The 20,533-nt window shown below is 70.7% G+C and carries 19 protein-coding genes; 11 read left to right on the top strand and 8 right to left on the bottom strand.

What is annotated here, in order from left to right; all coding sequences use genetic code 11:
• The first annotated feature begins 24 nt into the window (after positions 1 to 24).
• The 4 genes from ON26_RS14825 (at position 25) to ON26_RS14840 (ending at position 3,920) form a co-directional block, all read left to right on the top strand.
• On the top strand, positions 25 to 1,377 hold the full coding sequence (locus ON26_RS14825; protein WP_040796721.1) for a TIGR01777 family oxidoreductase: 1,353 nt from the start codon (positions 25 to 27) through the stop codon (positions 1,375 to 1,377).
• Positions 1,378 to 1,431: 54 nt separating this feature from the next.
• Positions 1,432 to 1,953, top strand: a complete 522-nt coding sequence (locus ON26_RS14830) for a hypothetical protein (protein ID WP_051027081.1) — start codon at positions 1,432 to 1,434, stop codon at positions 1,951 to 1,953.
• 235 nt (positions 1,954 to 2,188) lie between these two features.
• On the top strand, positions 2,189 to 2,719 hold the full coding sequence (locus ON26_RS14835) for a copper chaperone PCu(A)C (protein WP_040796777.1): 531 nt from the start codon (positions 2,189 to 2,191) through the stop codon (positions 2,717 to 2,719).
• Positions 2,706 to 3,920, top strand: a complete 1,215-nt coding sequence (locus ON26_RS14840; protein WP_051027082.1) for a Dyp-type peroxidase — start codon at positions 2,706 to 2,708, stop codon at positions 3,918 to 3,920. The genes ON26_RS14835 and ON26_RS14840 overlap by 14 nt, the downstream gene beginning before the upstream one ends.
• 205 nt (positions 3,921 to 4,125) lie before the next feature.
• On the opposite strand, the gene ON26_RS14845 is transcribed toward ON26_RS14840, so the two are convergent.
• Complete coding sequence (locus ON26_RS14845; protein ID WP_051027083.1) at positions 4,126 to 5,145, bottom strand: NAD(P)H-dependent flavin oxidoreductase; 1,020 nt, start codon at positions 5,143 to 5,145, stop codon at positions 4,126 to 4,128.
• Between the two features lie 230 nt (positions 5,146 to 5,375).
• Between ON26_RS14845 and ON26_RS14850 the strand changes: the two genes are divergently transcribed.
• Together ON26_RS14850 and ON26_RS14855 are read left to right on the top strand one after the other, a co-directional pair.
• The gene (locus tag ON26_RS14850; RefSeq protein ID WP_040796722.1) at positions 5,376 to 6,908 is read left to right on the top strand and encodes an acyl-CoA synthetase; all 1,533 of its coding nucleotides are present in this window, start codon (positions 5,376 to 5,378) and stop codon (positions 6,906 to 6,908) included.
• Positions 6,909 to 7,011: 103 nt separating this feature from the next.
• Positions 7,012 to 8,139, top strand: a complete 1,128-nt coding sequence (locus ON26_RS14855) for an ROK family transcriptional regulator (protein WP_040796723.1) — start codon at positions 7,012 to 7,014, stop codon at positions 8,137 to 8,139.
• A gap of 43 nt (positions 8,140 to 8,182) precedes the next feature.
• Here ON26_RS14855 and ON26_RS14860 read toward each other — a convergent pair whose 3' ends face one another.
• A complete protein-coding gene (locus ON26_RS14860; RefSeq protein WP_040796724.1) occupies positions 8,183 to 8,509 on the bottom strand; it encodes a hypothetical protein in 327 nt (108 codons plus the stop codon).
• Between the two features lie 53 nt (positions 8,510 to 8,562).
• Between ON26_RS14860 and ON26_RS14865 the strand changes: the two genes are divergently transcribed.
• Positions 8,563 to 9,924, top strand: a complete 1,362-nt coding sequence (locus ON26_RS14865) for an LLM class flavin-dependent oxidoreductase (RefSeq protein ID WP_040796725.1) — start codon at positions 8,563 to 8,565, stop codon at positions 9,922 to 9,924.
• Between the two features lie 122 nt (positions 9,925 to 10,046).
• Complete coding sequence (locus ON26_RS14870) at positions 10,047 to 13,877, top strand: ABC transporter ATP-binding protein (protein ID WP_051027084.1); 3,831 nt, start codon at positions 10,047 to 10,049, stop codon at positions 13,875 to 13,877.
• A 106-nt stretch (positions 13,878 to 13,983) separates the two neighbouring features.
• Here ON26_RS14870 and ON26_RS14875 read toward each other — a convergent pair whose 3' ends face one another.
• Together ON26_RS14875 and ON26_RS14880 are read right to left on the bottom strand one after the other, a co-directional pair.
• Positions 13,984 to 14,586 carry an HdeD family acid-resistance protein gene (locus tag ON26_RS14875; protein WP_040796726.1) on the bottom strand — a complete coding sequence of 201 codons (603 nt, stop codon included), beginning with the start codon at positions 14,584 to 14,586 and terminating at the stop codon, positions 13,984 to 13,986.
• Between the two features lie 69 nt (positions 14,587 to 14,655).
• On the bottom strand, positions 14,656 to 15,069 hold the full coding sequence (locus tag ON26_RS14880; protein WP_040796727.1) for a VOC family protein: 414 nt from the start codon (positions 15,067 to 15,069) through the stop codon (positions 14,656 to 14,658).
• A gap of 248 nt (positions 15,070 to 15,317) precedes the next feature.
• Between ON26_RS14880 and ON26_RS14885 the strand changes: the two genes are divergently transcribed.
• Complete coding sequence (locus ON26_RS14885) at positions 15,318 to 16,307, top strand: glycosyltransferase family 9 protein (protein ID WP_040796728.1); 990 nt, start codon at positions 15,318 to 15,320, stop codon at positions 16,305 to 16,307.
• 13 nt (positions 16,308 to 16,320) lie between these two features.
• On the opposite strand, the gene ON26_RS14890 is transcribed toward ON26_RS14885, so the two are convergent.
• The gene (locus tag ON26_RS14890) at positions 16,321 to 16,647 is read right to left on the bottom strand and encodes an ArsR/SmtB family transcription factor (protein WP_040796729.1); all 327 of its coding nucleotides are present in this window, start codon (positions 16,645 to 16,647) and stop codon (positions 16,321 to 16,323) included.
• Positions 16,648 to 16,831: 184 nt separating this feature from the next.
• Here ON26_RS14890 and ON26_RS14895 point away from each other — a divergent pair, with 184 nt between their 5' ends.
• Positions 16,832 to 17,608 carry a M23 family metallopeptidase gene (locus ON26_RS14895; RefSeq protein WP_040796730.1) on the top strand — a complete coding sequence of 259 codons (777 nt, stop codon included), beginning with the start codon at positions 16,832 to 16,834 and terminating at the stop codon, positions 17,606 to 17,608.
• Positions 17,609 to 17,677: 69 nt separating this feature from the next.
• On the opposite strand, the gene ON26_RS14900 is transcribed toward ON26_RS14895, so the two are convergent.
• Positions 17,678 to 18,001, bottom strand: a complete 324-nt coding sequence (locus ON26_RS14900) for a hypothetical protein (RefSeq protein ID WP_040796731.1) — start codon at positions 17,999 to 18,001, stop codon at positions 17,678 to 17,680.
• A gap of 210 nt (positions 18,002 to 18,211) precedes the next feature.
• Between ON26_RS14900 and ON26_RS14905 the strand changes: the two genes are divergently transcribed.
• The gene (locus tag ON26_RS14905) at positions 18,212 to 18,547 is read left to right on the top strand and encodes an RNA polymerase-binding protein RbpA (RefSeq protein ID WP_040796732.1); all 336 of its coding nucleotides are present in this window, start codon (positions 18,212 to 18,214) and stop codon (positions 18,545 to 18,547) included.
• 90 nt (positions 18,548 to 18,637) lie between these two features.
• Here ON26_RS14905 and ON26_RS14910 read toward each other — a convergent pair whose 3' ends face one another.
• Positions 18,638 to 19,444: an ABC transporter permease gene (locus ON26_RS14910; RefSeq protein ID WP_040796781.1), complete on the bottom strand. Its 807-nt coding sequence runs from the start codon at positions 19,442 to 19,444 to the stop codon at positions 18,638 to 18,640.
• A 62-nt stretch (positions 19,445 to 19,506) separates the two neighbouring features.
• The gene (locus ON26_RS14915; RefSeq protein WP_040796733.1) at positions 19,507 to 20,496 is read right to left on the bottom strand and encodes a daunorubicin resistance protein DrrA family ABC transporter ATP-binding protein; all 990 of its coding nucleotides are present in this window, start codon (positions 20,494 to 20,496) and stop codon (positions 19,507 to 19,509) included.
• Positions 20,497 to 20,533: the final 37 nt, after the last annotated feature.

Consider the following 20,533-nt stretch of genomic DNA (forward strand, 5'->3'; position numbering starts at 1 on the left):
CCTGTTCGCGGCTAGATTCCGGACATGTCCATCGACTGCTCGAGCGTCGTCCCCGGTTCCCGCGAAGAGGTCTTCGCCTGGCATGCCAGGCCGGGCGCCTTCACCCGGCTGGCGCCGCCCTGGCAGCCGGTCACGCTGATCGCCGAAGCGGATTCCCTCGCCGACGGCCGGGCGGTGCTCGGACTGCCCGGCGGGTTGCGCTGGGTCGCCCGGCACGATCCCACCGGTTACCAGCCGCCCCAACGATTCGTCGATGCCGTGGCCGCCGACGGGCTCGCCTCGACTCCGGTGGCACGGCTGTTGCCCTGGCGGCACATCCACGAGTTCGAGCAGGTCGATGCCGACCACACGCGCGTGATCGACCACGTCGACACCCCGATCCCGGCCGCAGCACTGCGCGCGATGTTCGAATACCGCTACCGCCAGCTCGGGGCCGATCTGCTCGCCCACCGCCGGGCGTCCGAACACGGCCTTTCCCCGCTGACGGTCGCGGTCACCGGCGCCTCCGGGCTGGTCGGCACGGCACTGTGCGCGTTCCTCGGCACGGGCGGGCACCGGGTGCTGCGCCTGGTGCGCCACAGCCCGAGTGGTCCCGGTGAGCGCCGCTGGAATCCCGATGCCCCCGATCCCGGCCTGCTCGAGGGCGTCGACGCGGTGGTGCACCTGGCAGGCGCCTCCATCGCGGGACGCTTCACCGACGAGCACAAGCGCGCCGTGGCCGACAGCCGCATCGGGCCCACCCGCCGCCTCGCCGAGCTCGCCGCGCGCACCGGCGTCTCCGTCTTCGTCAGCGCCTCGGCCATCGGCTACTACGGCTACGACAGAGGCGAGGAGACCCTCACCGAGGACGCCGATCGAGGTGCGGGATTCCTGGCCGACCTCGTCGAGAAGTGGGAGGCGGCGACCCGCCCGGCCGAGGAGGCCGGAATCCGCACGGTCCGGGTGCGCACCGGCATCGTCCTGTCACCGCGTGGCGGCACCCTGCGCCTGCTGCGACCGCTGTTCGCCGCCGGTCTGGGCGGACGGATCGGTGACGGCGAGCAGTGGTTCTCCTGGATCGGGCTCGACGACATGGTCGACATCTATCACCGTGCCCTCTGGGACGACGCGCTGTCCGGACCGGTCAACGCCGTGGCGCCGAACCCGGTGCGCAACAGCGAATTCACCCGCGTGCTCGCGCAGGTCATGCACCGGCCCGCCCTGCTGCCGGTCCCCGGCTTCGGCCCGGCTCTGCTGCTCGGCAAGGAAGGCGCTCGCGAACTCGCCACCGCCGATCAGCGGGTGTTGGCCGGCCGGTTGGGCGCCGCCGGGCACTCCTTCCGGTATCCCGAACTCGAGGACGCACTGCGTCACATGCTCGGTCGCACGGCGAGCTGAGGCAGCGGCACAGCTCACGCCGCCTCACCTACGACGACGAGTAGTATGCATGGCGTGCGGACGGCGGTTCACGAGGAGGCGGCGGTGGCGCGCGGCGCGCTCGTCGGGTCCGCCGCCGGGGCCGTCAGCCTTGCCGCGCATCCGCTCGGTGGCGGCACCGTCCATCTCTCGCAGGCCTCGATCGTCCAGTTGATCGGCGTGTGCGCGGCCGTCGGTGTCGTCGCCGGATCTCGGCGCGGACGAGTCGGCCGGGTCGAGCTGGTGGGGTTGCTGGCCGCCGGGCAGGGCATCGGTCACGCGGCGCTGACCATGGGTCATCCGCATTCCGCGCACCTGACCCCCGCCATGCTGTTCGCCCATCTGGTCGCGATGTTGTGCGCGGCGGTGTTGATCCGGGTCGCCGAGGCCGGTCTGCGCGCGGCCGCGTCGAGCGTGCGCCGAGCTCTGGCGGCGCTCGTCGGCGCGCTGCGATGGCAGTACGCGCCCGTCGTGCTCGCCGGATCGGGCATGTCGATCGGTTCCGGGCGGTTCCTGTCCGGCGGGGTGGGAACGCGCGGACCTCCGCCGCGCCGTTGAGTTCACTCCTCTCATGAAGGACGGGCCCGTCTTCTCGACGACCACGTCCGGCGACGGCTCCTGACCGCTCCGGCGTGCCGCCGCTCACCGAGGGCAGCGGATGTCCGCTGCGCCGCGCCTTCATGCCTTCCCGTGATGCCCTCGCGTCACGACCCCACGGATACCGCCGCGTCGCGTGCGCGAGCGCGGCTGTCCACCCCGAACTCGAACGGAGTCCCCCGTGATCGATCGATCCATGCACCGTCGCATCGCCGGCCTCGCCGCCGTCGCGATCGCCCCACTGCTGCTGAGCGCCTGCTCCGGCGACAACTCCCCCGCCGAGGCCACCGCGGCCGAGACCGTCACCATCCAGGACCAGTGGATCAAGGCCGCCGACAGCGGTATGTCCGCGGCGTTCGGCTCGCTCACCAATTCCGGTGGGCGCGAAGCGACCATCGTGTCGGCGAGCAGTCCGGCCTCCGAGCGCGTCGAACTCCACGAGGTCGTCGTCGACGCGGGCGGTGCCAAAACCATGCGCGAGAAGGACGGCGGCTTCGTGCTGCCCGCGGGTGGCACGCTGACGCTGGCGCCCGGCGGCGAGCACCTCATGTTCATGGACCTGCACGGCCCGCTGCGCACCGGCTCGGAAGTGCCGGTGACCCTCTCGTTCGCCGACGGCTCGACCACGACGTTCACCGCGCAGGTCCGCGACTTCGCGGGCAACCAGGAGAACTACACGCCCGGCTCCGGGCACGACGCCCCGGCAACTCCCCATGACGGTGCCTGAGCGCGGGCAGGCCCGGAGCTGGTCACGACGGCGGCTGCTCGGTGCGGGCGCCGTCGCGGCGGGGGCGGCGGGCGCGGCCGGTCTCGGCGCGGGAGCGTTGGCGTGGGGCAGCGGTGACGACGCGGTGCTCGCGGCCGCAGCGACCGAGCCGTTCCACGGCGCACACCAGGCCGGGATCGCCACCCGGCCCCAGCGTCATGTCACCTTCCTCGCCTTCGACCTGCGCCCCGGCCTGGACCGCGCGGACATCATCGGCCTGCTGAAGATCTGGACGACCGATGCCGCCCGCCTGACCAGGGGCGAACCCGCCCTCGCCGATACCGAACCGGAGTTGGCGGCCCGCCCCGCGCGGCTGACCGTCACCGTCGGATTCGGCCCGAGCGTGTTCACCGCCGCCGGACTCGGCCACCAGCGCCCGTCCTGGTTGCAGCCGCTGCCGTCGTTCGCCATCGACCGGCTCGACCCGGCCTGGTGCGACGGCGACCTGCTCGTGCAGGTCTGCGCGGAGGAGCCGACCACCGTCGCGCACGCGGTCCGGGTGCTCTCCCGCAGCGTCACCTCCCTGGTGACCGTGCGCTGGACACAGCGCGGCTTCCGCGATGCCGAACCCGGCCGGACCCCACGCAACCTGATGGGTCAGGTCGACGGCACGGTCAACCTCACCCCGGGCGCGGAATTCGATCGGCTGGTGTGGGACGACGGGTCGGCGACCCCGTGGCTGGCCGGGGGCACCTCGCTGGTGCTGCGCCGCATCGCCATGAATCTCGACACCTGGGAGCAGATCGACCCGGCCGGAAGGGAACTGACCATCGGCCGAACGCTGGCCAACGGCGCCCCGCTGACCGGAACCGACGAATTCGACGATCCGGACCTCACCGCCGTCGACGCCCTCGGCATCCCGGTGATCCCGCCGTCCTCGCACATCGCCCGCGCCAGGCACACCCACGACGGCGAACGGTTCCTGCGCCGCGGCTACAACTACGACGACGCGCCGGGCCCGGGCCAGATCTCCAACTCCGGCCTGCTGTTCACCGCCTACCAGCGCGACCCGCACAGCCAGTTCCTTCCGGTGCAGACGCGACTCGCGGAATTCGACGCCCTCAACGCGTGGACGACCCCGATCGGCTCGGCGGTCTTCGCGCTTCCGCCGGGCGTTGCCGAACCGGGCGGGTACCTCGGACAGTCCCTGTTCGAGGCCTGACCGAGCGAGGTGGTCGGCGCCTCGCTGCGCCAGAGGTGCCGGCCCGGCCACAGCAACGGCCCGAGCGGCGACCAGGCCGCCGCAGCCGATGGCGGTCATGGGCATTCGAACCGATCGAACCGCACACATCCGCCGCTCGCGCCGCGCTCGGAGTTGCCTGGGCGGGACGGGCAGCGGGTGGCCACCCGGATCCGGTGTGGTCGGTTCAGCCTCTGAGCCGGCCACGCGGCGTCAGCAACCCGGCGGCCCCTGTGCACCAGGCGCCGAGGACGTGCGCGACGGGTTCGACGGCGGCGACGAGCCCGACCCCCTGCCCCGCGTCCACCGGAAGAACTCGGGGATCGTCGGCGGCGATGCCCCTGCGCAGGGCATCTCGGGCGGCGCTGTCCGCCCGCAGCGCGTCCTCCCGGCCGGTCCACTCGGTGACGAATTCGTTGCGCAGGACCCGCGACGGGACATGGGCGGGCCACGGGTAGCCGAGGGCGACATCCACGGCGGTGGTCACCACGGTGTCGGCACCGTCCGCGGCGAGCATCGCGTCGCGGCCCGCGGCCGACAGCGCGGATTCGGCACAGGCCGCGAGTCCGGTCCCGATCCAGGCGCCGCTCGCACCGGCCGCGAGCACCGCCGCCAGACTCGCGGCCGAACCGATTCCGCCCGCGGCCAGCACCGGGACGTCGACGGCGGCGAGCACCGCGTCCAGCAGCGGCAGAGTGGCCATCTCGACGGCGCCGTGCCCGCCGCCCTCGAGCCCGCGGGCGACGAGGACATCGACTCCCGCGTCGGCGGCGCGGCGGGCGTGGTCGGCGGTGAAGACCTGGGTCGCGGTGCGGATCCCGTGGTCGCGCGCACGCGGCACCCAGCGCAGGTCCTCGCCGAAGGAGACGGCGAGCAGCGCGGGGCGGGCGGCGATCGCGACCTCCAGCAATTCGGGGCGGCGGGCGACCACCCAGTCGACCACGCCGATGCCGAACGGGCCGCTGATCGACTCGGTAGAGGCGAGTTCGCGGCGCAGGGCGTCGGCTGTCGCGGCGCTCCCCATGCCGATCATGCCGAGCCCGCCCGCCGCGGTCACCGCCGCGGCCAGCCGCCCGCCCGCCACCCCGCCCATCGGGGCGTTCACCACGGGCACGCCCAGGCCGAGCGCGCGTGACCAGGGCGTGCCGAGCGCCTGCCCGACAGCGGGACCGGGGGACGACTGTGCGGTCTCATCGGCGGGCGGCATAGCTCCATGCCAGCACAACCGGGATCGGGCGAGGCGGGCGGGTCCCGGTCACGGAGAGAGGTACCGCGAATGTCGGATAAAACACGAATCCGGGTTTACTTTCAGCTATTGTCCTGTCCCAGAGCAACCGCTCGACGGGACATCGACGACGCCGGCCCGGCCGTGGCTTCGTCGTACCCGGATAGACCTGGCGGTCCGGCGACGGGCCGCTCGTTCCTGCGAGGAGCACCATGTATCCCGGCGCACATGTCGACACCTTCCCGGACAAGCCCGCGGTGGTCATGGCGGAATCCGGCGAGACGCTGACCTACCGGGAGCTGGAGGAGAACTCGATCCGGCTCGCGCGGCACCTGTACGAGGCGGGGCTGCGCCGGGGCGATCACCTCGCCCTGCTGTCGGGCAACGATCCGAAGGTCTACGAGGTCTACTGGGCCGCGTTGCGATCCGGGCTTTACATCACCGCCGTCAACTGGCACCTCTCCCCGGCCGAGGCCGCCTATATCGTCGACGACTGCGGCGCCAAGGCGCTGATCGTGTCGGCGGATCTGTCCGAGGCGGCGCAGGCGATCGCCGAACAGACCCCGAAGGTCGCGGTGCGCATCGCCTACGGCGGCGCGGTGCCCGGCCAGGCCTCCTACGAGGACGCGCTGGCCGCGTCCTCACCCGAGCCGATGCAGGATCAGCCGCGCGGCGCCGACATGCTGTACTCCTCGGGCACCACGGGCAGGCCCAAGGGCATCAAGCACCCGCTGCCGGAACGTCAGGTCGGCGACGCCCCCGGCGACACCTACACCGCCATCTTCGGCCCGATGTACGGGTTCGACACCGAGACCGTGTACCTCTCGCCCGCGCCGCTGTACCACGCCGCGCCGCTGCGGTTCGGCGGCGTGGTACACGCCCTCGGCGGCACGCTGGTGGTGATGGAGAAGTTCGACGCCGAGAAGGCGCTGGCGACCATCGAGAAGTTCTCGGTGACCCACAGCCAGTGGGTGCCGACCATGTTCGTGCGGATGCTCAAGCTCGACGAGTCCGTGCGCAGCCGCTACGACGTGTCCAGCCTGAAGGTGGCCGTGCACGCCGCCGCCCCGTGCCCGACCGAGGTCAAGCGCGCGATGATCGACTGGTGGGGCCCGGTGCTGCGCGAGTACTACGCCTCCACCGAGGGCAACGGCGTCACCTTCATCGACAGCGAGCAGTGGCTGCGCAAGCCGGGCTCGGTCGGCAAGTCGGGTCTCGGCGTCATCCGCATCTGCGGTGCGGACGGCGCGGAACTGCCCGTGGGCGAGATCGGCACCGTGTACTTCGAGCGTGAAGAGGCGCCGTTCGCCTACCACAACGACCCGGCCAAGACCGCCGAGGCGGCGCACCCGGAGCATCCGACCTGGACCACCACCGGCGATATCGGCTACATCGACGACGAGGGCTTCCTGTTCCTCACCGACCGCAAGGCCTTCATGATCATCTCCGGCGGCGTGAACATCTACCCGCAGGAGATCGAGGACGCGCTCGCGCTGCACCCGAAGGTGCTGGACGTGGCCGTGATCGGCGTCCCCGACGAGGAGATGGGCGAGTCGGTGAAGGCGGTCGTGCAGGCGGCGCCCGGCGTCGCGACCGGCCCGGAGCTGGCCGCCGAGTTGCGCGAATACCTGCGTGAGCGGATCGCCCACTACAAGGTGCCCCGCAGCGTCGACTTCACCGAGGAGCTGCCGCGTACGCCCACCGGCAAGCTGGTCAAGGGCAAGCTGCGCGCCCAGTACGTCTGAGAAGTCCCCGCGCGCAGCGCTTCGGATCACGCTGCGCGCAAACCTCTCTCGCACACCGGTCCCCTCCTAGGCTTTTCCGTCTACGCGGAGGAGGGTTGTGCGGATGGCCGACAGCAGCGCCGGATCGATCCTGCGCGCGGTGCTCGAGCTCGGCCCGGCGCCGCGCAGCGTCATCGCCCGGCACGCGGCGCTCTCGCCCGCGACGCTGACCTGGCAGGCGCGTTCGCTCATCGAAGCCGGACTGCTGCGGGAGCTGCCGGAGACCACGGGCGCCGGGATCGGCCGCCCGTACAGTCCGCTCGAGCTCGACACCGACGGCAATGTCGCGCTCGGACTGCACATCGCCGCCCGGCAGAGCACCGTCAGCGCCGTCGACATCGGCGGGCGGATCGTGCGGCGCACGCAGATCCCGCACCGCAGCCTCGACCCGTCCGACATCCTCGACGACGCCGTCACGCACGTGCGGGCGCTGGCCGCCGAGTTCACCGAGGTGCGCATTCTCGGTCTCGGCGTGGCGACCGGCGGTTGGGTCGACACCGTCGACGGCACCGTGGTGCACCACTCCTTCCTCGGCTGGCGCGATGTGCCGGTGCGGCAGGTGCTCGCCGACGGGACCGGGCTGTCCACCCAACTCGACAACCACACCAGGGCGCTCGCCCACGCCGAGCAGTTGTTCGGGCGCACCAGGGGCGCGGCGAGTTCGATCGTGCTGTTCGTCGGCAATGTCATCGACGCCGCGTTCGCCGTGCACGGTCAGGTGCACTACGGGCCGCGTTCGGCGGCCGGGTCGATCGCGCGGCTGCTCGGCCCCGGCGAGAGCCCCGACGGCACCACCCGGCTGCTGCGCGACTACACCGATCACGCGCTGCTCGCCGCCGCCGGTCCGCCGGTGGCTGATGTCGCCGCGCTGCTCGCCGCCGCCGTCCCGGGCACGGCCGCGCACGAGCGCTTCCTGGATCGCGCCGCCGTGCTCGGCGAGGTGATCGCCGCGCTGATCGATCTGCTCGATCCCGACGCCGTGGTCATCGCCGACCGCGCCTTCGATCTGCCCGGTGTCGGCCCGGCCTACCTGGACGCGGTGCGCAGCCGTTCGGTCGTGTGTGCCAGACCGGAGGAAGTCGTGTTCGCGTCCTCGTTCCCCGGGCGCATCCTGACCATGAGTTCGGCCGCGGTCGTATTGCACGGAATTTTCCACGCACCGCACACGGCGCTGGCCGCCCGCGTGATTTGATTCCCGTTGATTTCAATGCGGATTCGGATCCGACCCAGGAACGTCAGCGCGAGAACTTCTGCGCGAGACAGCCGTCGCGATTCTCGCGACAGGTCTGCTCACCTCTTGCGCGACCGCCGACCAAGGCGATGTCCGGGCCTATTACGTCGAGGATCGAGAAGTCAGCGCCGAGGACGGACGCCGCATTCTCGACACCACTCAGAAGCCCTACTTCCCGGACAACTGGGACGCGGCGACCGCCTGGGAACAGGAAACCATCGATCTCGTCACCGAATCCGGATTCTTCGGTGAATCCTTCGATGCCGCCGAATTGTTCGACCGGTGTTTCGAGAAAGTCGCCGCCGACGCGGTTCCAAAAGATCCGCCGCACCCTGCTCGCCGCGCTCGGCGTCGCACCCGCGGCCGTGTGAGAGAAGGACGAAGATGACCAACGCCGATCACGGCACGAAGCAACTGCACCTCAATGCCTTCCTGATGTCGGTCGGCCATCACGAAGCCTCGTGGCGGCTGCCGGAGTCGGATCCCGACGCCCACACCGACGTGAACCACTACGTGCGGCTGGCGCAGACCGCCGAGAGCGGCAAGTTCGACTCCATCTTCTTCGCCGACAGCCCGGTGCTGATGGGCGATCCGGGCCGCAGGCCGAGCGGCAAGCTGGAGCCGACCGTGCTGCTGACCGCGATCGCCGTGCAGACCAGCCGGATCGGCCTGATCGCCACCGCCTCCACCAGCTACAACGATCCGTACAACCTGGCCAGGCGGTTCGCCTCGGTCGACATCGTGAGCAACGGCCGGGCGGGCTGGAACATCGTCACCACCGCGGGCGCCGACGCCGCCCGAAACTTCGGCCTCGACGACACCCCCGACCACAAACTGCGCTACGAGAAGGCCGCCGAGTTCGTCGAGGTCTCCACGAAGTTGTGGGACAGCTGGGACGACGACGCGATCATCGCCGACAAGGAACTCGGCATCCACGCCGACGCCGGCAAGGTTCGCAGGATCAACCACCGTGGCCGGTTCTTCCAGATCGACGGCCCATTGAACGTGCCCCGCTCCCCGCAGGGCTATCCGGTGCTGGTGCAGGCCGGTTCCTCCGAGGACGGCAAGAACTTCGCCGCCCGCTACGCCGAGGCCGTGTTCACCGCCCAGCAGACCCTCGAGGACGGCAAGGCCTTCTACCGCGACCTGAAGGATCGCGCCCGTCGCCTCGGCCGCGACCCGGAGTCGCTGAAGATCCTGCCCGGCATCGTGCCCGTCATCGGCGACACCGAAGAACAGGCCAGGGCCATCGATGCCGAACTGGCGCGGCTCATCTCGCCGGAGTACGCGCGCAGGCAGCTGGCCGAGCGTTTCCATGTGCCGGTGGAGGAACTCGACCTCGACAGCGAACTGCCCGAGGACCTGCCCACCGAGGACGACATCCAGGGCGCCAAGAGCCGCTTCACCCTCATCGTGAATCTCGCCCGGCGCGAACGGCTCACGGTGCGCGAGCTGATCACCCGCCTCGGGGGCGGCCGTGGGCATCGCACGTTCGCCGGCACCGCCGTGCAGGTCGCCGACACCATCGAGGAGTGGTTCCGGGAGGGCGCCGCCGACGGATTCAACGTCATGCCCGCCGTGCTGCCGTCGGGTCTGGACCGCTTCGTCGACGATGTGGTGCCTATCCTGCAGGAGCGCGGCCTCTTCCGCACCGAGTACACCGCGACCACGCTGCGCGGTCACTACGGGCTGGAACGTCCGGCCAACCAGTTCGCCGAGGAGCTGACCACAGCGGCCGCGCAGTAACCGTCTCCCGCGCCACCGGAACCCCGGCGGCGCGGGCATTCGACAGCGATATCACCCGCCGCGTGCGGACCCGTGGGTCCACACGCGGCGCGTGCACGAACGGGAGAGGACCGAGAACACCGGTGACCGACACTGAATGTACCGAGCGCGATCACGACCGACGCGTTCCCGCCGGGGGCAGCCGCGCCGCGGAACCGGGCGGGCACGCCGGGAGCGAGGGCGTCGAGAGCGACGGCTGGCTGCGCTACCTGTGGCGGCGCTGCCTGGACCATCGCACGACAGTCGTGATCGCCGCGGTGGGCGCGTTGCTGGCAGCGGCACTGACGGCGGGACTGCCGCTCATCGTGCGCCACGTGGTCGACACCACGACCACCGGCGCGGGCTCGGTGCTTCCCTGGGCGGTCGCGCTGCTGGCCGCGGGCATCGCGCGCTTCGCCGCCTCCTGTGCGCGCCGGGTCGCTTCCTCGCAGCTGTCGCTGGGTGTGCAGCACGACCTGCGCAGCGACCTGTTCGCCGCGCTGCTGCGCCTGGACGGGCGCGAACAGGCGAGCCTGCGCACCGGTCAAGTGGTCAGCCGGGCGATCACCGACGTCACGTTGATCCAGATGTTCCTGCAGCTGATCCCGATGGTGACCGGCAACGTCGCGATGCTCGGCGCCGCCCTGGTGCTCATGTCGCTGATGTCGCCCGCGCTGACGGTGATCGCGCTGCTGGTGGTGCCCGCGCTGTGGCTGATCACCCGCGCAGGCCAGAAGGCGCTGTTCCCGGCCAACTGGGACGCCCAGGCGCGCGCCGCCGAGGTCGCGATCAGCGTGGAGGCCGCGGTCGCCGGTGTCCGGGTGGTCAAGGGCTTCGGCCAGGAGGGCCACGAACTCGACCGGCTCGAGCGCAGCGCGCGCGACCTCTACCGGTCGCGGCTACGACTGACCAGGATCACCAGCTGGTTCACCCCCGCGATGGCGACGGTCCCCGCCGTCGGTCAGGCACTCGTGCTGGTGGTCGGCGGCATTCTCGCGCTCGAGCAGTCGATCACCCTGGGCACCTTTCTGGCCTTCATGACCTACCTGGGTCTGTTCGTGAACCCGATCCGGCAGTTCTCCATGCTGCTGACCGTGAGCCAGCAGGGGCGGGCCTCGCTGGAACGGGTGCGCGAGGTCATCGAGACTCCGGCCCCACCCGCCGCGCCCGCGGTCGTCGCACCCGCGGGCGAGCGACCGCCGAGCGTCGAATTCCGCGCGGTGCGTTTCGCATTCGACGAGGTGACGGTTCTCGACGGGCTGGATCTGGTGGTCGAGTCCGGCGAGACCGTGGCACTGGCGGGCGGTGCGGGCAGCGGCAAGACGACGCTGATGCGACTGCTGCCGCGACTGTTCGAACCCGACTCCGGCGCGGTGCTGTTCGACGGCGTCGACATCCGCGAACTGCCCGATGCCCGCGCGCGGGTCGCCATGGTGTTCGAGGAGACCTACCTGATGGCCGACACCGTGCGCGCCAACGTCGGGTACGGCCGTCCCGAGGCCACCGACGAGGAGATCTGGCACGCATTGCATCTGGCCGCGGCGGACGGATTCGTCCGCGCCCTGCCCGACGGTCTGGACACCCCGATCGGCGAACGCGGCCAGCGCCTGTCCGGCGGCCAGCGTCAGCGCATCGCCCTGGCCCGCGCGCTGCTGACCGACGCGCCGATCCTGGTGCTCGACGACGCCACCTCCGCCATCGACGCCCAGGTGGAGGAACTCATCTTCAGCCGCATCGCCGCCGAGGTCAGGGCTCGCACCACCCTCGTGGTCGCGCACCGCATGTCGACCCTGGCGCTGGCCGACCGGGTCGCGGTGCTCGACGGCGGCCGGATCGCCGAACTCGGCACACCCGAACAGCTGCGTTCCTCCGGTGAGCTGTTCCGCGCCCTGTTCACGCCACCGGAGGTCGAGGGCATCGGCATCGACGGCACCGCCGGGCCCGGCGACCCGACGGCCCCGCTGTGGGTGGAACCGGCCGCGGGCGAGGACGACGACCGCGCCCTCGAACAGGCGGCGCGCTCCTTCGCCCAGCGCGCGGCCGGCGCGCCGGGCGCGATGGGCAGGGGCGTGGGCGGCGGCATGATGGCATCGGCCCCGCCCACCGGTGACGTCGCGGAGTTGATGGCGAAGCTGCCGCCACTGCGCGGCGAGCCCGAGGTGCCCGATTCGTTCTCCCGCACACCCGATCCCGCGTTCTCCCTGCGCAGGCTGCTGCGCCCCTTCGCACTGCCGCTGCTGGCCGGACTGGGTCTGGTCGCCCTGGACGCGATCGCCCAGATCGCCATCCCTTTCCTGGTCCGCTACGGCATCGACCACGGCGTGCTGCTCGGCGCCCGCGACGTGCTCCTGGGCGCGGCGGCGCTGGCACTGCTGGTGGTCGCCCTCGACTGGCTGGTGACCATGGCACAGGTGCGCGTGACCGGCCGCGCGGGCGAACGCCTGCTGTTCGGCTTGCGCGTCAAGACCTTCGCCCACCTGCAGCGGCTCGGATTACGGTTCTACGAGCGCGAACTCGGCGGGCGCATCATGACCAGGATGACCACCGACGTCGAAGGGCTCTCGGCGTTCCTGCAGACGGGCCTGGCGACCGCGCTCACCAGCACGGTCACCATCGCCGGCGTGGTCGTCGCGCTGCTGGTCATCGACGCCGGGCTGGCGGTCGTGGTGCTCGCGCTGCTGCCGGTGCTGGTCGTCTCCACCGTGGCGTTCCGGCGGCTGTCGGTGCCCGCCTACACCCTGGCCAGGGACCGGATCAGCTCCGCCAACGCCTACCTGCAGGAGAATGTCGACGCCATCGCCGTCACCCAGGCCTACCGACGCGAACCGGTCAACCAGCTCGAATTCGACCGCCGCTCCTGGGCCTATCGCGAGGCCCGGATGCGCAGCCAGACGTTGATGGCGGTGTTCTTCCCGTTCGTCGAATTCATGTCGGTGGTCGCCACCGCCGCGGTCCTCGCGGTCGGCGTGCACGATGTGCGGGCGGGCGCGATCAGCGCGGGCACCCTCATCGCCTTCCTGCTCTACATCGACCTGTTGTTCTCCCCCATCCAGCAGCTCTCGCAGGTGTTCGACAGCTACCAGCAGGCCGTCGTCGGCGTCGACCGGCTCGGCGCGCTGCTGCGCACCGAGGTCACCACACCGGACGCCGAGGACGCGACGCCGGTGCGCGGGCTCGAAGGCGCGATCGAGATGCGCGGGGTCGGATTCTCCTACGACGCCACCGATTCCGGGCAGGTGCTCACCGGGATCGATCTGCGGATCGCGCCGGGGCAGAAGGTCGCGCTGGTCGGCGAGACCGGCGCGGGCAAGTCGACGCTGGTGAAACTGCTGGCCCGCTACTACGACCCCACCGAGGGGCAGGTGCTCGTCGACGGCGTGGACATCCGTGACTACCGGCTGCGCGACTACCGCAAACGGCTCGGGGTCGTCCCACAGGAACCGTTCCTGTTCGGCGATACCGTGCGCGCCGCCATCGCCTACGGCAAACCGCACGCCACCCCCGCCGAGATCGAATGGGCGGCTCGCGCGGTCGGTGCGCACGAGATGATCGCGGCGCTCGAGTACGGCTACTACCAGCCGATCGGCGAACACGGCCGCAATCTGTCCGCCGGACAACGTCAGTTGCTCGCGCTGGCTCGCGCGCAGCTCGTCGAACCCGACATCCTGATCCTCGACGAGGCCACCGCCTCCCTGGATCTGGCCACCGAGGCCAGGGTGCGCGCCGCCGTCGACGTGCTCACCTCCGGGCGCACGACCATCGTGGTGGCGCACCGGCTGGCGACCGCCGCCGACGCCGACCTCATCGTCGTCCTCGGCCACGGCCGACTCCTCGAAGCCGGAACGCACGCCGAACTGCTCGAGCGCGGCGGCGCCTACCGGGCACTGTGGGCGGCCTATGTCGGCGACCAGGAACAGGTCCACTCGGCATCGTGACCGCCCTCGGGCGCACGGCGGGCCGGGCCCACACGAGGGCCCGGCCCGTACCGGCAACTGATCCGCGGGCCGGAACTCGTGGCTTCCGGCCCGCGTGGTCGTCGGTCTAGATGGGATTCGGCGGCACGCGCAGCGCGTCGTCGAGCTTCCTGGCGTCCCTGCGGACCCCCATCGCGGTGATGATCTCGGTGATGCCGAGCACGATCAGCCAGATACCGGCCACCAGCGTCAGCGTCGCGATCGAGCTCACCGGCCAGATCACCAGCACCACACCGGCGATGGCGGTCAGCACGCCGAACAAGCCCTGCCAGCCGCGTCCGGGCAGGCCCGGCTCGGACACCACGGCCACCAGCAGCGCGACGCCGCGGAACAGCCAGCCGATGCCGATCCAGATCCCGAGCAACAGGATCGAGGTCAGCTCGTCGCGGAAGCAGAACAGCCCGATCACGATCGACAGCGCACCGCTGAGGAAATACAGCACGCGCATGCCCGCGCTCCTGGTCGCGCCGAAGGCCGATATCAACTGCAGCACCCCCGACACCACGAGATAGATGCCGAACAGCACACCTGCCACCAGCAAGGTCTTACCCGGCCACACGAGCACGACGATGCCGAGGAACACCGAGATAACACCGGTCACGAGAATCGCCTGCCACGCCGATCTGGCGAGCGTCTGGACCGGCCCGTCCACCACGTTTTCGGTTGTCATGGGCAGATGCTATTCCCGGCGAGCCGAATTCCTTCGGATCTATTGCGGCCCGTCACGCGAGTGTCGGTGCTACTGACCGGCCCCGGCGATGTTCACCATCCAGCCGACGCCGAAGCGATCGGTGCACATACCGAACTCGTCGCCCCACATCTGCTTCTCCAGCGGCACCGTCACGACCCCGTCGGCGCTCAGTTGCTCCCACCAGCCGCGCAACTCGTCGGCGTCCTGACCGCTGAGGCTGATGGTGATCCGGCTGCCCTCCTCGAACTCCATGTCGGGCGGAGTGTCGGCCGCCATCAGGGTGAACCCGTTCGGCGTCTCGAGCTGGCCGTGCATCACCAGCGAACCCAGATCGTCCGGTGCGTCGCCGGCCTCGCCGAAGGTGTTGATCCGCAAGTCGCCACCGAGGACGTCACGGTAGAACTCGAGCGCCTGCCTGGCCTCGGTACGAAAGCTGACATAGGGGTTGAGCTTGCTCGCCATGAGAACACTCCTCGTCATGGGAATTTCCGGCTGGGAGTACGTCTAGCTGGGAGAACAGCGGCCCGGATGGCCCGGACCGACCATACTGCGACCGGGGACAGTGGGATCGATAACGCCACACCCTGTCCACGTTTATCGCTGTGACGCCAGGGGAAGTCCTCGTTAAGCGACTCTCGCCGGATGCGCCGAAACCGGCGCCGGCGAGCCGGTCGGGCACCACGAACCGAGGGCTGCTAGGAGAGACGACGGTGGCGGAACTACTCGTGCTTCAGGCACGCGGGCTGGGCGATCTGCTCACCGCGGTCCCGGCGCTGCGCGCGCTGCGCAGAGCCGAGCCGAGTCACCGCATCGTGCTGGCCGCGCCGCAACGGCTCAAGCCGATCGTGGACCTGGTCTCCTCGGTCGACGCCCTGTTACCGACCTCCTCCCCCGACGTACTGCGCTGGGATGGTCCCGCTCCCGCGCTGGCGGTGAATCTGCACGGGCCGGGCCCGGAGAGCATCGCCGCCCTCGCCCGAACCGGCGCTGCCCGCGTGCTCACCTACCGTCATCCCGCCTGTCCCCAGATCGACGGACCGCAGTGGCAACCCGACATGCACTACACCGAACGCTGGTGCCATCTGCTCGAGTCCGGCGGCATCGTGGCCGACCGCCGCAATCTGGGTCTGGTGCCACCGGTCGCCACGACCGACCATCGCGACTGCGTCGTCGTCCACGTCGGTGCGGGTGCGCCCGCACGCCGCTGGCCGGCCGAACGGTTCGCCGCGGTCGTCCGGCATCTGCTGGTGATGGGCCGTGAGGTGGTGCTGACCGGCGACGAGTTCGAACGCGATATCGCTCTGACCGTCGCCGCCCGCGCGGGCCTCGGCCGGGATCGGGTGCTCGCGGGCGCGCAGAACCTGATCGAGCTGGCCGCGACGGTCGCCGAAGCCGCGCTGGTCGTCAGCGGCGATACCGGTATCGCGCACTTGGCCACGGCGTTCGGCACCCGCACGGTGCTGCTGTTCGGCCCGACCCCGCCACGCTGCGCCGGGCCGCCGCCCCATCTCTTGGGCAGACATGCGGTGCTGTGGGCGGGCCGGCACGGCGATCCTTTCGCCGACACCCCGGATCCCGGCCTGCTCGCCATCGAGGTCCCCGAGGTGGTGGAGGCAGTCGATCGGCAGCTCAGCCGCCGCACCTGGCCCGGCACCGCGCCCGCCGCCCGCCGGCCCACCGGTTATCGACGGGTCGGCTGACCGGCCCGCGCACTCATGCGGGCCCGCGTTCCGGATCCGCCTCCGCCAGCGCCGCCGAATAGGCAGCCAGCGCACTCGGCCAGAACTGCTCGAGGTAGTCCCGGGCGTCGCCGAGGCCCCGCGGATCCAGGCTGTACATCCGCCGATTGCCGTGCGGACGTCGCATGACCAGCCGCGCGGCCCGCAGGATCTTCAGATGCTGCGAGACGGCCGAGCTGGTCACCTCCGCGATCTCGGCCAGTTCGCCCACGGAGTGCGGGCCGTGCGCGAGGGTCTCGAACAGAGCCCGCCTGGTGGGGTCGGCCAGCGCTTCGAGGGCGCGCACTCCGTTAGTCACCACTTCAACAGTCTGCTCATAGTGCCGCGATACTTCAAGATCGCTTCATTAGCGCATACACGCAGGTTGCCCGTGCCGACACGGCGTGTCGTAACCGACTCGTTACCTGATCTCCGCATTTTCCCAGGAGTGTGAGGGTAGCCACAGGATTGCGGGCACCATCGCGACCTGTCGTACGTTCATCGGCATGCCCGTGACCGATTCGTTACCGACTGTTCGTCCGAGCACCGCCTCATCCCGTCGCCGCCGTGCCACCAGCCGTGCGCTCGCCCTCACCGCGGCGCTCGGCATCAGCCTCACCACCGTCAACGCGTTCGGACCCGAGGAGGCGGGCGCCGCCTCGGCCGCCGAGATCGCCCGCACACCCCGCGTCCTCGTCGATTCGACCGACGACATGATCGAGTTCACCGCCTTCTCGCCGCGTGCACTCCAGATCCCGGAACTCCCGTCTCTCCCGGAGCTCCCGGAGCTCCCGCGGATCACCGCCGAACACGCCCCCTGGGCCGAGCATCGCTTCGCCCAGCTCGCACCGCCTCCGCCGCCCCCTCCGCCGCCGCCCGCACCCCCGCGCCCGAGCACCGTGCGACCCGCCGCAGGCGTGCTCACCTCGGGCTTCGGCTACCGTTGGGGCGCCATGCACGCCGGCCTCGACTTCGGCGATCCGCTCGGCGCACCCATCTCGGCCGTCACCGACGGCGTCGTCATCGAGGCCGGACCGGCCAGCGGGTTCGGCCTGTGGGTCCGCATCCAGCAGGACGACGGCACCGTCGGCGTCTACGGCCACATGAACGACATCCTGGTCTCGGTCGGTCAGCACGTCGGCGCCGGCGACGTGATCGCCACCGTCGGCAGTCGCGGCTACTCCACCGGCCCGCATCTGCACTACGAGGTCCACGTACCCGGTGTCGGCCCGGTCGACCCCGCGGGCTGGCTGGCCGCGCGCGGCATCGACGTCCACCAATGAGTCATCGATAGATATCACCGAGTCGGGTGCGCCGGCTCAGCGTGTGCTCATCGGATCGGCCGGCACTCGTCAGCGCAACCGTTCCGCCGCGCGGGCGAGCTCGACCAGCGTCACGCTGAGTTCGTGCAGTTCGGTGGCGCTCGCGCCTTCCTGGATCGCCGTCGCGATGTCCTCGGCCGCGCAGCGCGCCGCGAACCAGCGATCGGCCAGGTCGGCGGCCTCCTGGGCACTCAGGATCACCGAATCCTCGGGAATCCCGGTGCCTTTCACGCTGTTGCGGTGTTCGTAGGCACGCTGCCTGCACGATTGGCGGCAATAGCGGCGCCGGCGCCCCGACTCGGACTCCACGATCTCCCGCCCGCACCACAGGCAGGCCAGCAAGCGCCGTGTCATGGGCCATGAGACTAGTGCGTCACACGGGAATCCGCGCGCGCACCCGGCAGCACGTGTCGGCGACGGCCGCGCACAGCCGCGACCAGGCCACCGACTAGAATGGAACGGTTCTCCGATCGCCGGTCGGGAACGAAGACGCGGATTCGAGCGTTGTCCTTACAGGCACTTCGGATACACAGGGACACTCGGACACACAGGGAGAGGCACACCATGGCAGATCGCGTACTCCGGGGCAGTCGGCTCGGAGCGGTGAGCTACGAGACCGACCGCGACCACGACCTCGCTCCGCGCCGCATCGCCAGGTACCGGACCGACAACGGCGAAGAGTTCGACGTTCCCTTCGCCGACGACGCGGAGATCCCGCCCACCTGGCTGTGCCGCAACGGCCAGGAAGGCACCCTGCTCGAAGGCAGCACCCAGGAAGCCAAGAAGGTCAAGCCGCCGCGCACGCACTGGGACATGCTGCTCGAGCGCCGCAGCAAGGAAGAGCTCGAGGAGCTGCTCAAGGAGCGCCTCGAACTGCTCAAGACCCGTCGCCGCGGCTGACACCACGCACAGACCGCCGAAGGCCGTTCCCTCCTGCTCCGGAGGGAACGGCCTTCGCGCTGTCCGAGCTGTTCTGCTGTGCGGGCCGGGCTAGCGACTGGCCACCTTGCGGTAGCGCAGCAGTGCCAGGGGCATCGCCACGGCCAGGATCGCTACCGAGCAGAAGATCGCGTACTCCACGCAGTGTTCGGCCGGCCAGCCGGTGGGCTGCGGGAAGAACGGCGGGGCCCCGTTCTCGAAGAGCTTGCGCCCCGATGCCGCGACCGCGGTGATCGGATTCCATTCCGCGATCACCCGCAGCGGGCCCGGCAGAGCGGCGGCGGAGATGAATGCCGAGGAGATGAAGGTCAGCGGGAAGAGCCAGATCAGCCCGGCGCTCTGGGCCACCTCCACGTTCGACGACAGCAGGCCGGTCAGCGCCCCCACCCAGGACATGGCGAAGGCGAACAGCAGGATGATGCCGAACGCCAGCGCCGCGTCGGCGATGGATCCGTTGATGCGCCAGCCGACGACATAGCCGCAGCCGACCATGACCGCGAGGCTGAGAATGCTCACCACCAGATCGGACAGGGTGCGCCCCATCAGGACGGCCATCCGCGACATCGGCAGGGCACGCATCCGGTCGATGATGCCCTTCTGCAGGTCGCCCGCCAGGCCGACGGTGGTGAAAGCGGCGCTGAAGGCGACGGTCTGGGTGAAGATGCCCGCGAGCAGGAACTCGCGGTACTGGCTGCCGCCCAGGGACGCGCCGAAGATGTAGGCGAACAAGAACACGAACATCAGCGGCTGGATGGTGGCGGTCACCAGCAGTGTCGGCACCCGCAGGATGGTGAGCAGATTGCGGTGCGCGACGATGGCGCTGTCCCGGAAGAACCGGAAGCGCGGCGAGTAGTGCACTGTCGCACGATGTTTCGCCGGTGTGGGCGCGATCTCTTCCGGCGCCAGTTCGGTGGCGGTGGTCACGACAGGATCTCCTCGGGGATGTCGTCGGTTTCCGGTTCGGCATCGCCGGTGGCGGGGCTGCCGGTGAGGGACAGGAATACGTCGTCGAGGCTGGGCCGGTGCACGTTCGCGTCGAGCACGCACACGCCGACGTCGTCGAGCCTGCGCAACGCCTCGACCATGGTGCGGGTGCCGTCGCCGACCACCACCGAGACCTCCTCGCCGCCCGATTCGTGCCGGGGCTCGCCCAGCCCGATCTCGCCGAGCACGCGCAGCGCGGGATTCGGGTCCTGTCCCGCGGCGAGGGTGACGGTGAGCCGGTCACCGCCGATGGAGGATTTGAGTTCCTCGGCCGAACCACGGGCGATGACCCGGCCGTGGTCGATCACCACGATCCGGTCGGCCAGCACGTCGGCCTCCTCCAGGTACTGGGTGGTGAGCAGGACGGTGGTGCCGTCCGCGACGAGTTCGCCGATGACCCGCCACATGTCCAGCCTGCCGCGCGGGTCCAGGCCGGTGGTCGGTTCGTCGAGCACCACCACCGGCGGCCGGGTGACCAGCGCGCCCGCCAGGTCCAGCCGGCGCGCCATGCCGCCGGAGTAGGTGCCCGCCCTGCGGTCGGCGGCATCCTCGAGTCCCAGTTCGGCCAGCAGCGCCCTGGCGCGTTCGGCGGACTCGCGCCGGTTCATGCCGTAGAGCCGGGCGACCATGCGCAGGTTCTCGAACCCGGTGAGATTGGCATCGATCGCCGCGTACTGGCCGGACAGGCCGATCCGCGGTCGCGCGGCCGCCGGATCGCGCAGCACGTCGACGCCCGCCACCCGCACCGTGCCTGCGGTCGGGCGCAGCAGCGTGGTGACGATCCGGACGGTGGTGGTCTTGCCCGCGCCGTTGGGACCGAGCAGACCCATCACCGTGCCCGCCGGGATCTCCAGATCCACCCCGTCGAGCACCCGGGCCCTGCCGTAGTTCTTGACCAGTCCGTGCACTTCCACAGCCATGCTCATCTGCGCCCGCCTTCGTCCCGGCGCACGCCGGTGGCCT

Source organism: Nocardia higoensis NBRC 100133, assembly GCF_000308595.1.
GTDB lineage: Bacteria > Actinomycetota > Actinomycetes > Mycobacteriales > Mycobacteriaceae > Nocardia > Nocardia higoensis.

Excerpts from the sequence above, each read along its gene's own strand:
- ON26_RS14835 (WP_040796777.1), top strand. The coding sequence starts at position 2,189 with ATGCACCGTCGCATCGCCGGCCTCGCCGCCGTCGCGATCGCCCCACTG.
- ON26_RS14895 (WP_040796730.1), top strand. The coding sequence starts at position 16,832 with ATGCCCGTGACCGATTCGTTACCGACTGTTCGTCCGAGCACCGCCTCA.
- ON26_RS14900 (WP_040796731.1), bottom strand. The coding sequence starts at position 18,001 with ATGACACGGCGCTTGCTGGCCTGCCTGTGGTGCGGGCGGGAGATCGTG.
- ON26_RS14880 (WP_040796727.1), bottom strand. The coding sequence starts at position 15,069 with ATGGCGAGCAAGCTCAACCCCTATGTCAGCTTTCGTACCGAGGCCAGG.
- ON26_RS14865 (WP_040796725.1), top strand. The coding sequence starts at position 8,563 with ATGACCAACGCCGATCACGGCACGAAGCAACTGCACCTCAATGCCTTC.
- ON26_RS14850 (WP_040796722.1), top strand. The coding sequence starts at position 5,376 with ATGTATCCCGGCGCACATGTCGACACCTTCCCGGACAAGCCCGCGGTG.
- ON26_RS14825 (WP_040796721.1), top strand. The coding sequence starts at position 25 with ATGTCCATCGACTGCTCGAGCGTCGTCCCCGGTTCCCGCGAAGAGGTC.
- ON26_RS14840 (WP_051027082.1), top strand. The coding sequence starts at position 2,706 with ATGACGGTGCCTGAGCGCGGGCAGGCCCGGAGCTGGTCACGACGGCGG.
- ON26_RS14855 (WP_040796723.1), top strand. The coding sequence starts at position 7,012 with ATGGCCGACAGCAGCGCCGGATCGATCCTGCGCGCGGTGCTCGAGCTC.
- ON26_RS14875 (WP_040796726.1), bottom strand. The coding sequence starts at position 14,586 with ATGACAACCGAAAACGTGGTGGACGGGCCGGTCCAGACGCTCGCCAGA.
- ON26_RS14845 (WP_051027083.1), bottom strand. The coding sequence starts at position 5,145 with ATGCCGCCCGCCGATGAGACCGCACAGTCGTCCCCCGGTCCCGCTGTC.
- ON26_RS14905 (WP_040796732.1), top strand. The coding sequence starts at position 18,212 with ATGGCAGATCGCGTACTCCGGGGCAGTCGGCTCGGAGCGGTGAGCTAC.
- ON26_RS14915 (WP_040796733.1), bottom strand. The coding sequence starts at position 20,496 with ATGAGCATGGCTGTGGAAGTGCACGGACTGGTCAAGAACTACGGCAGG.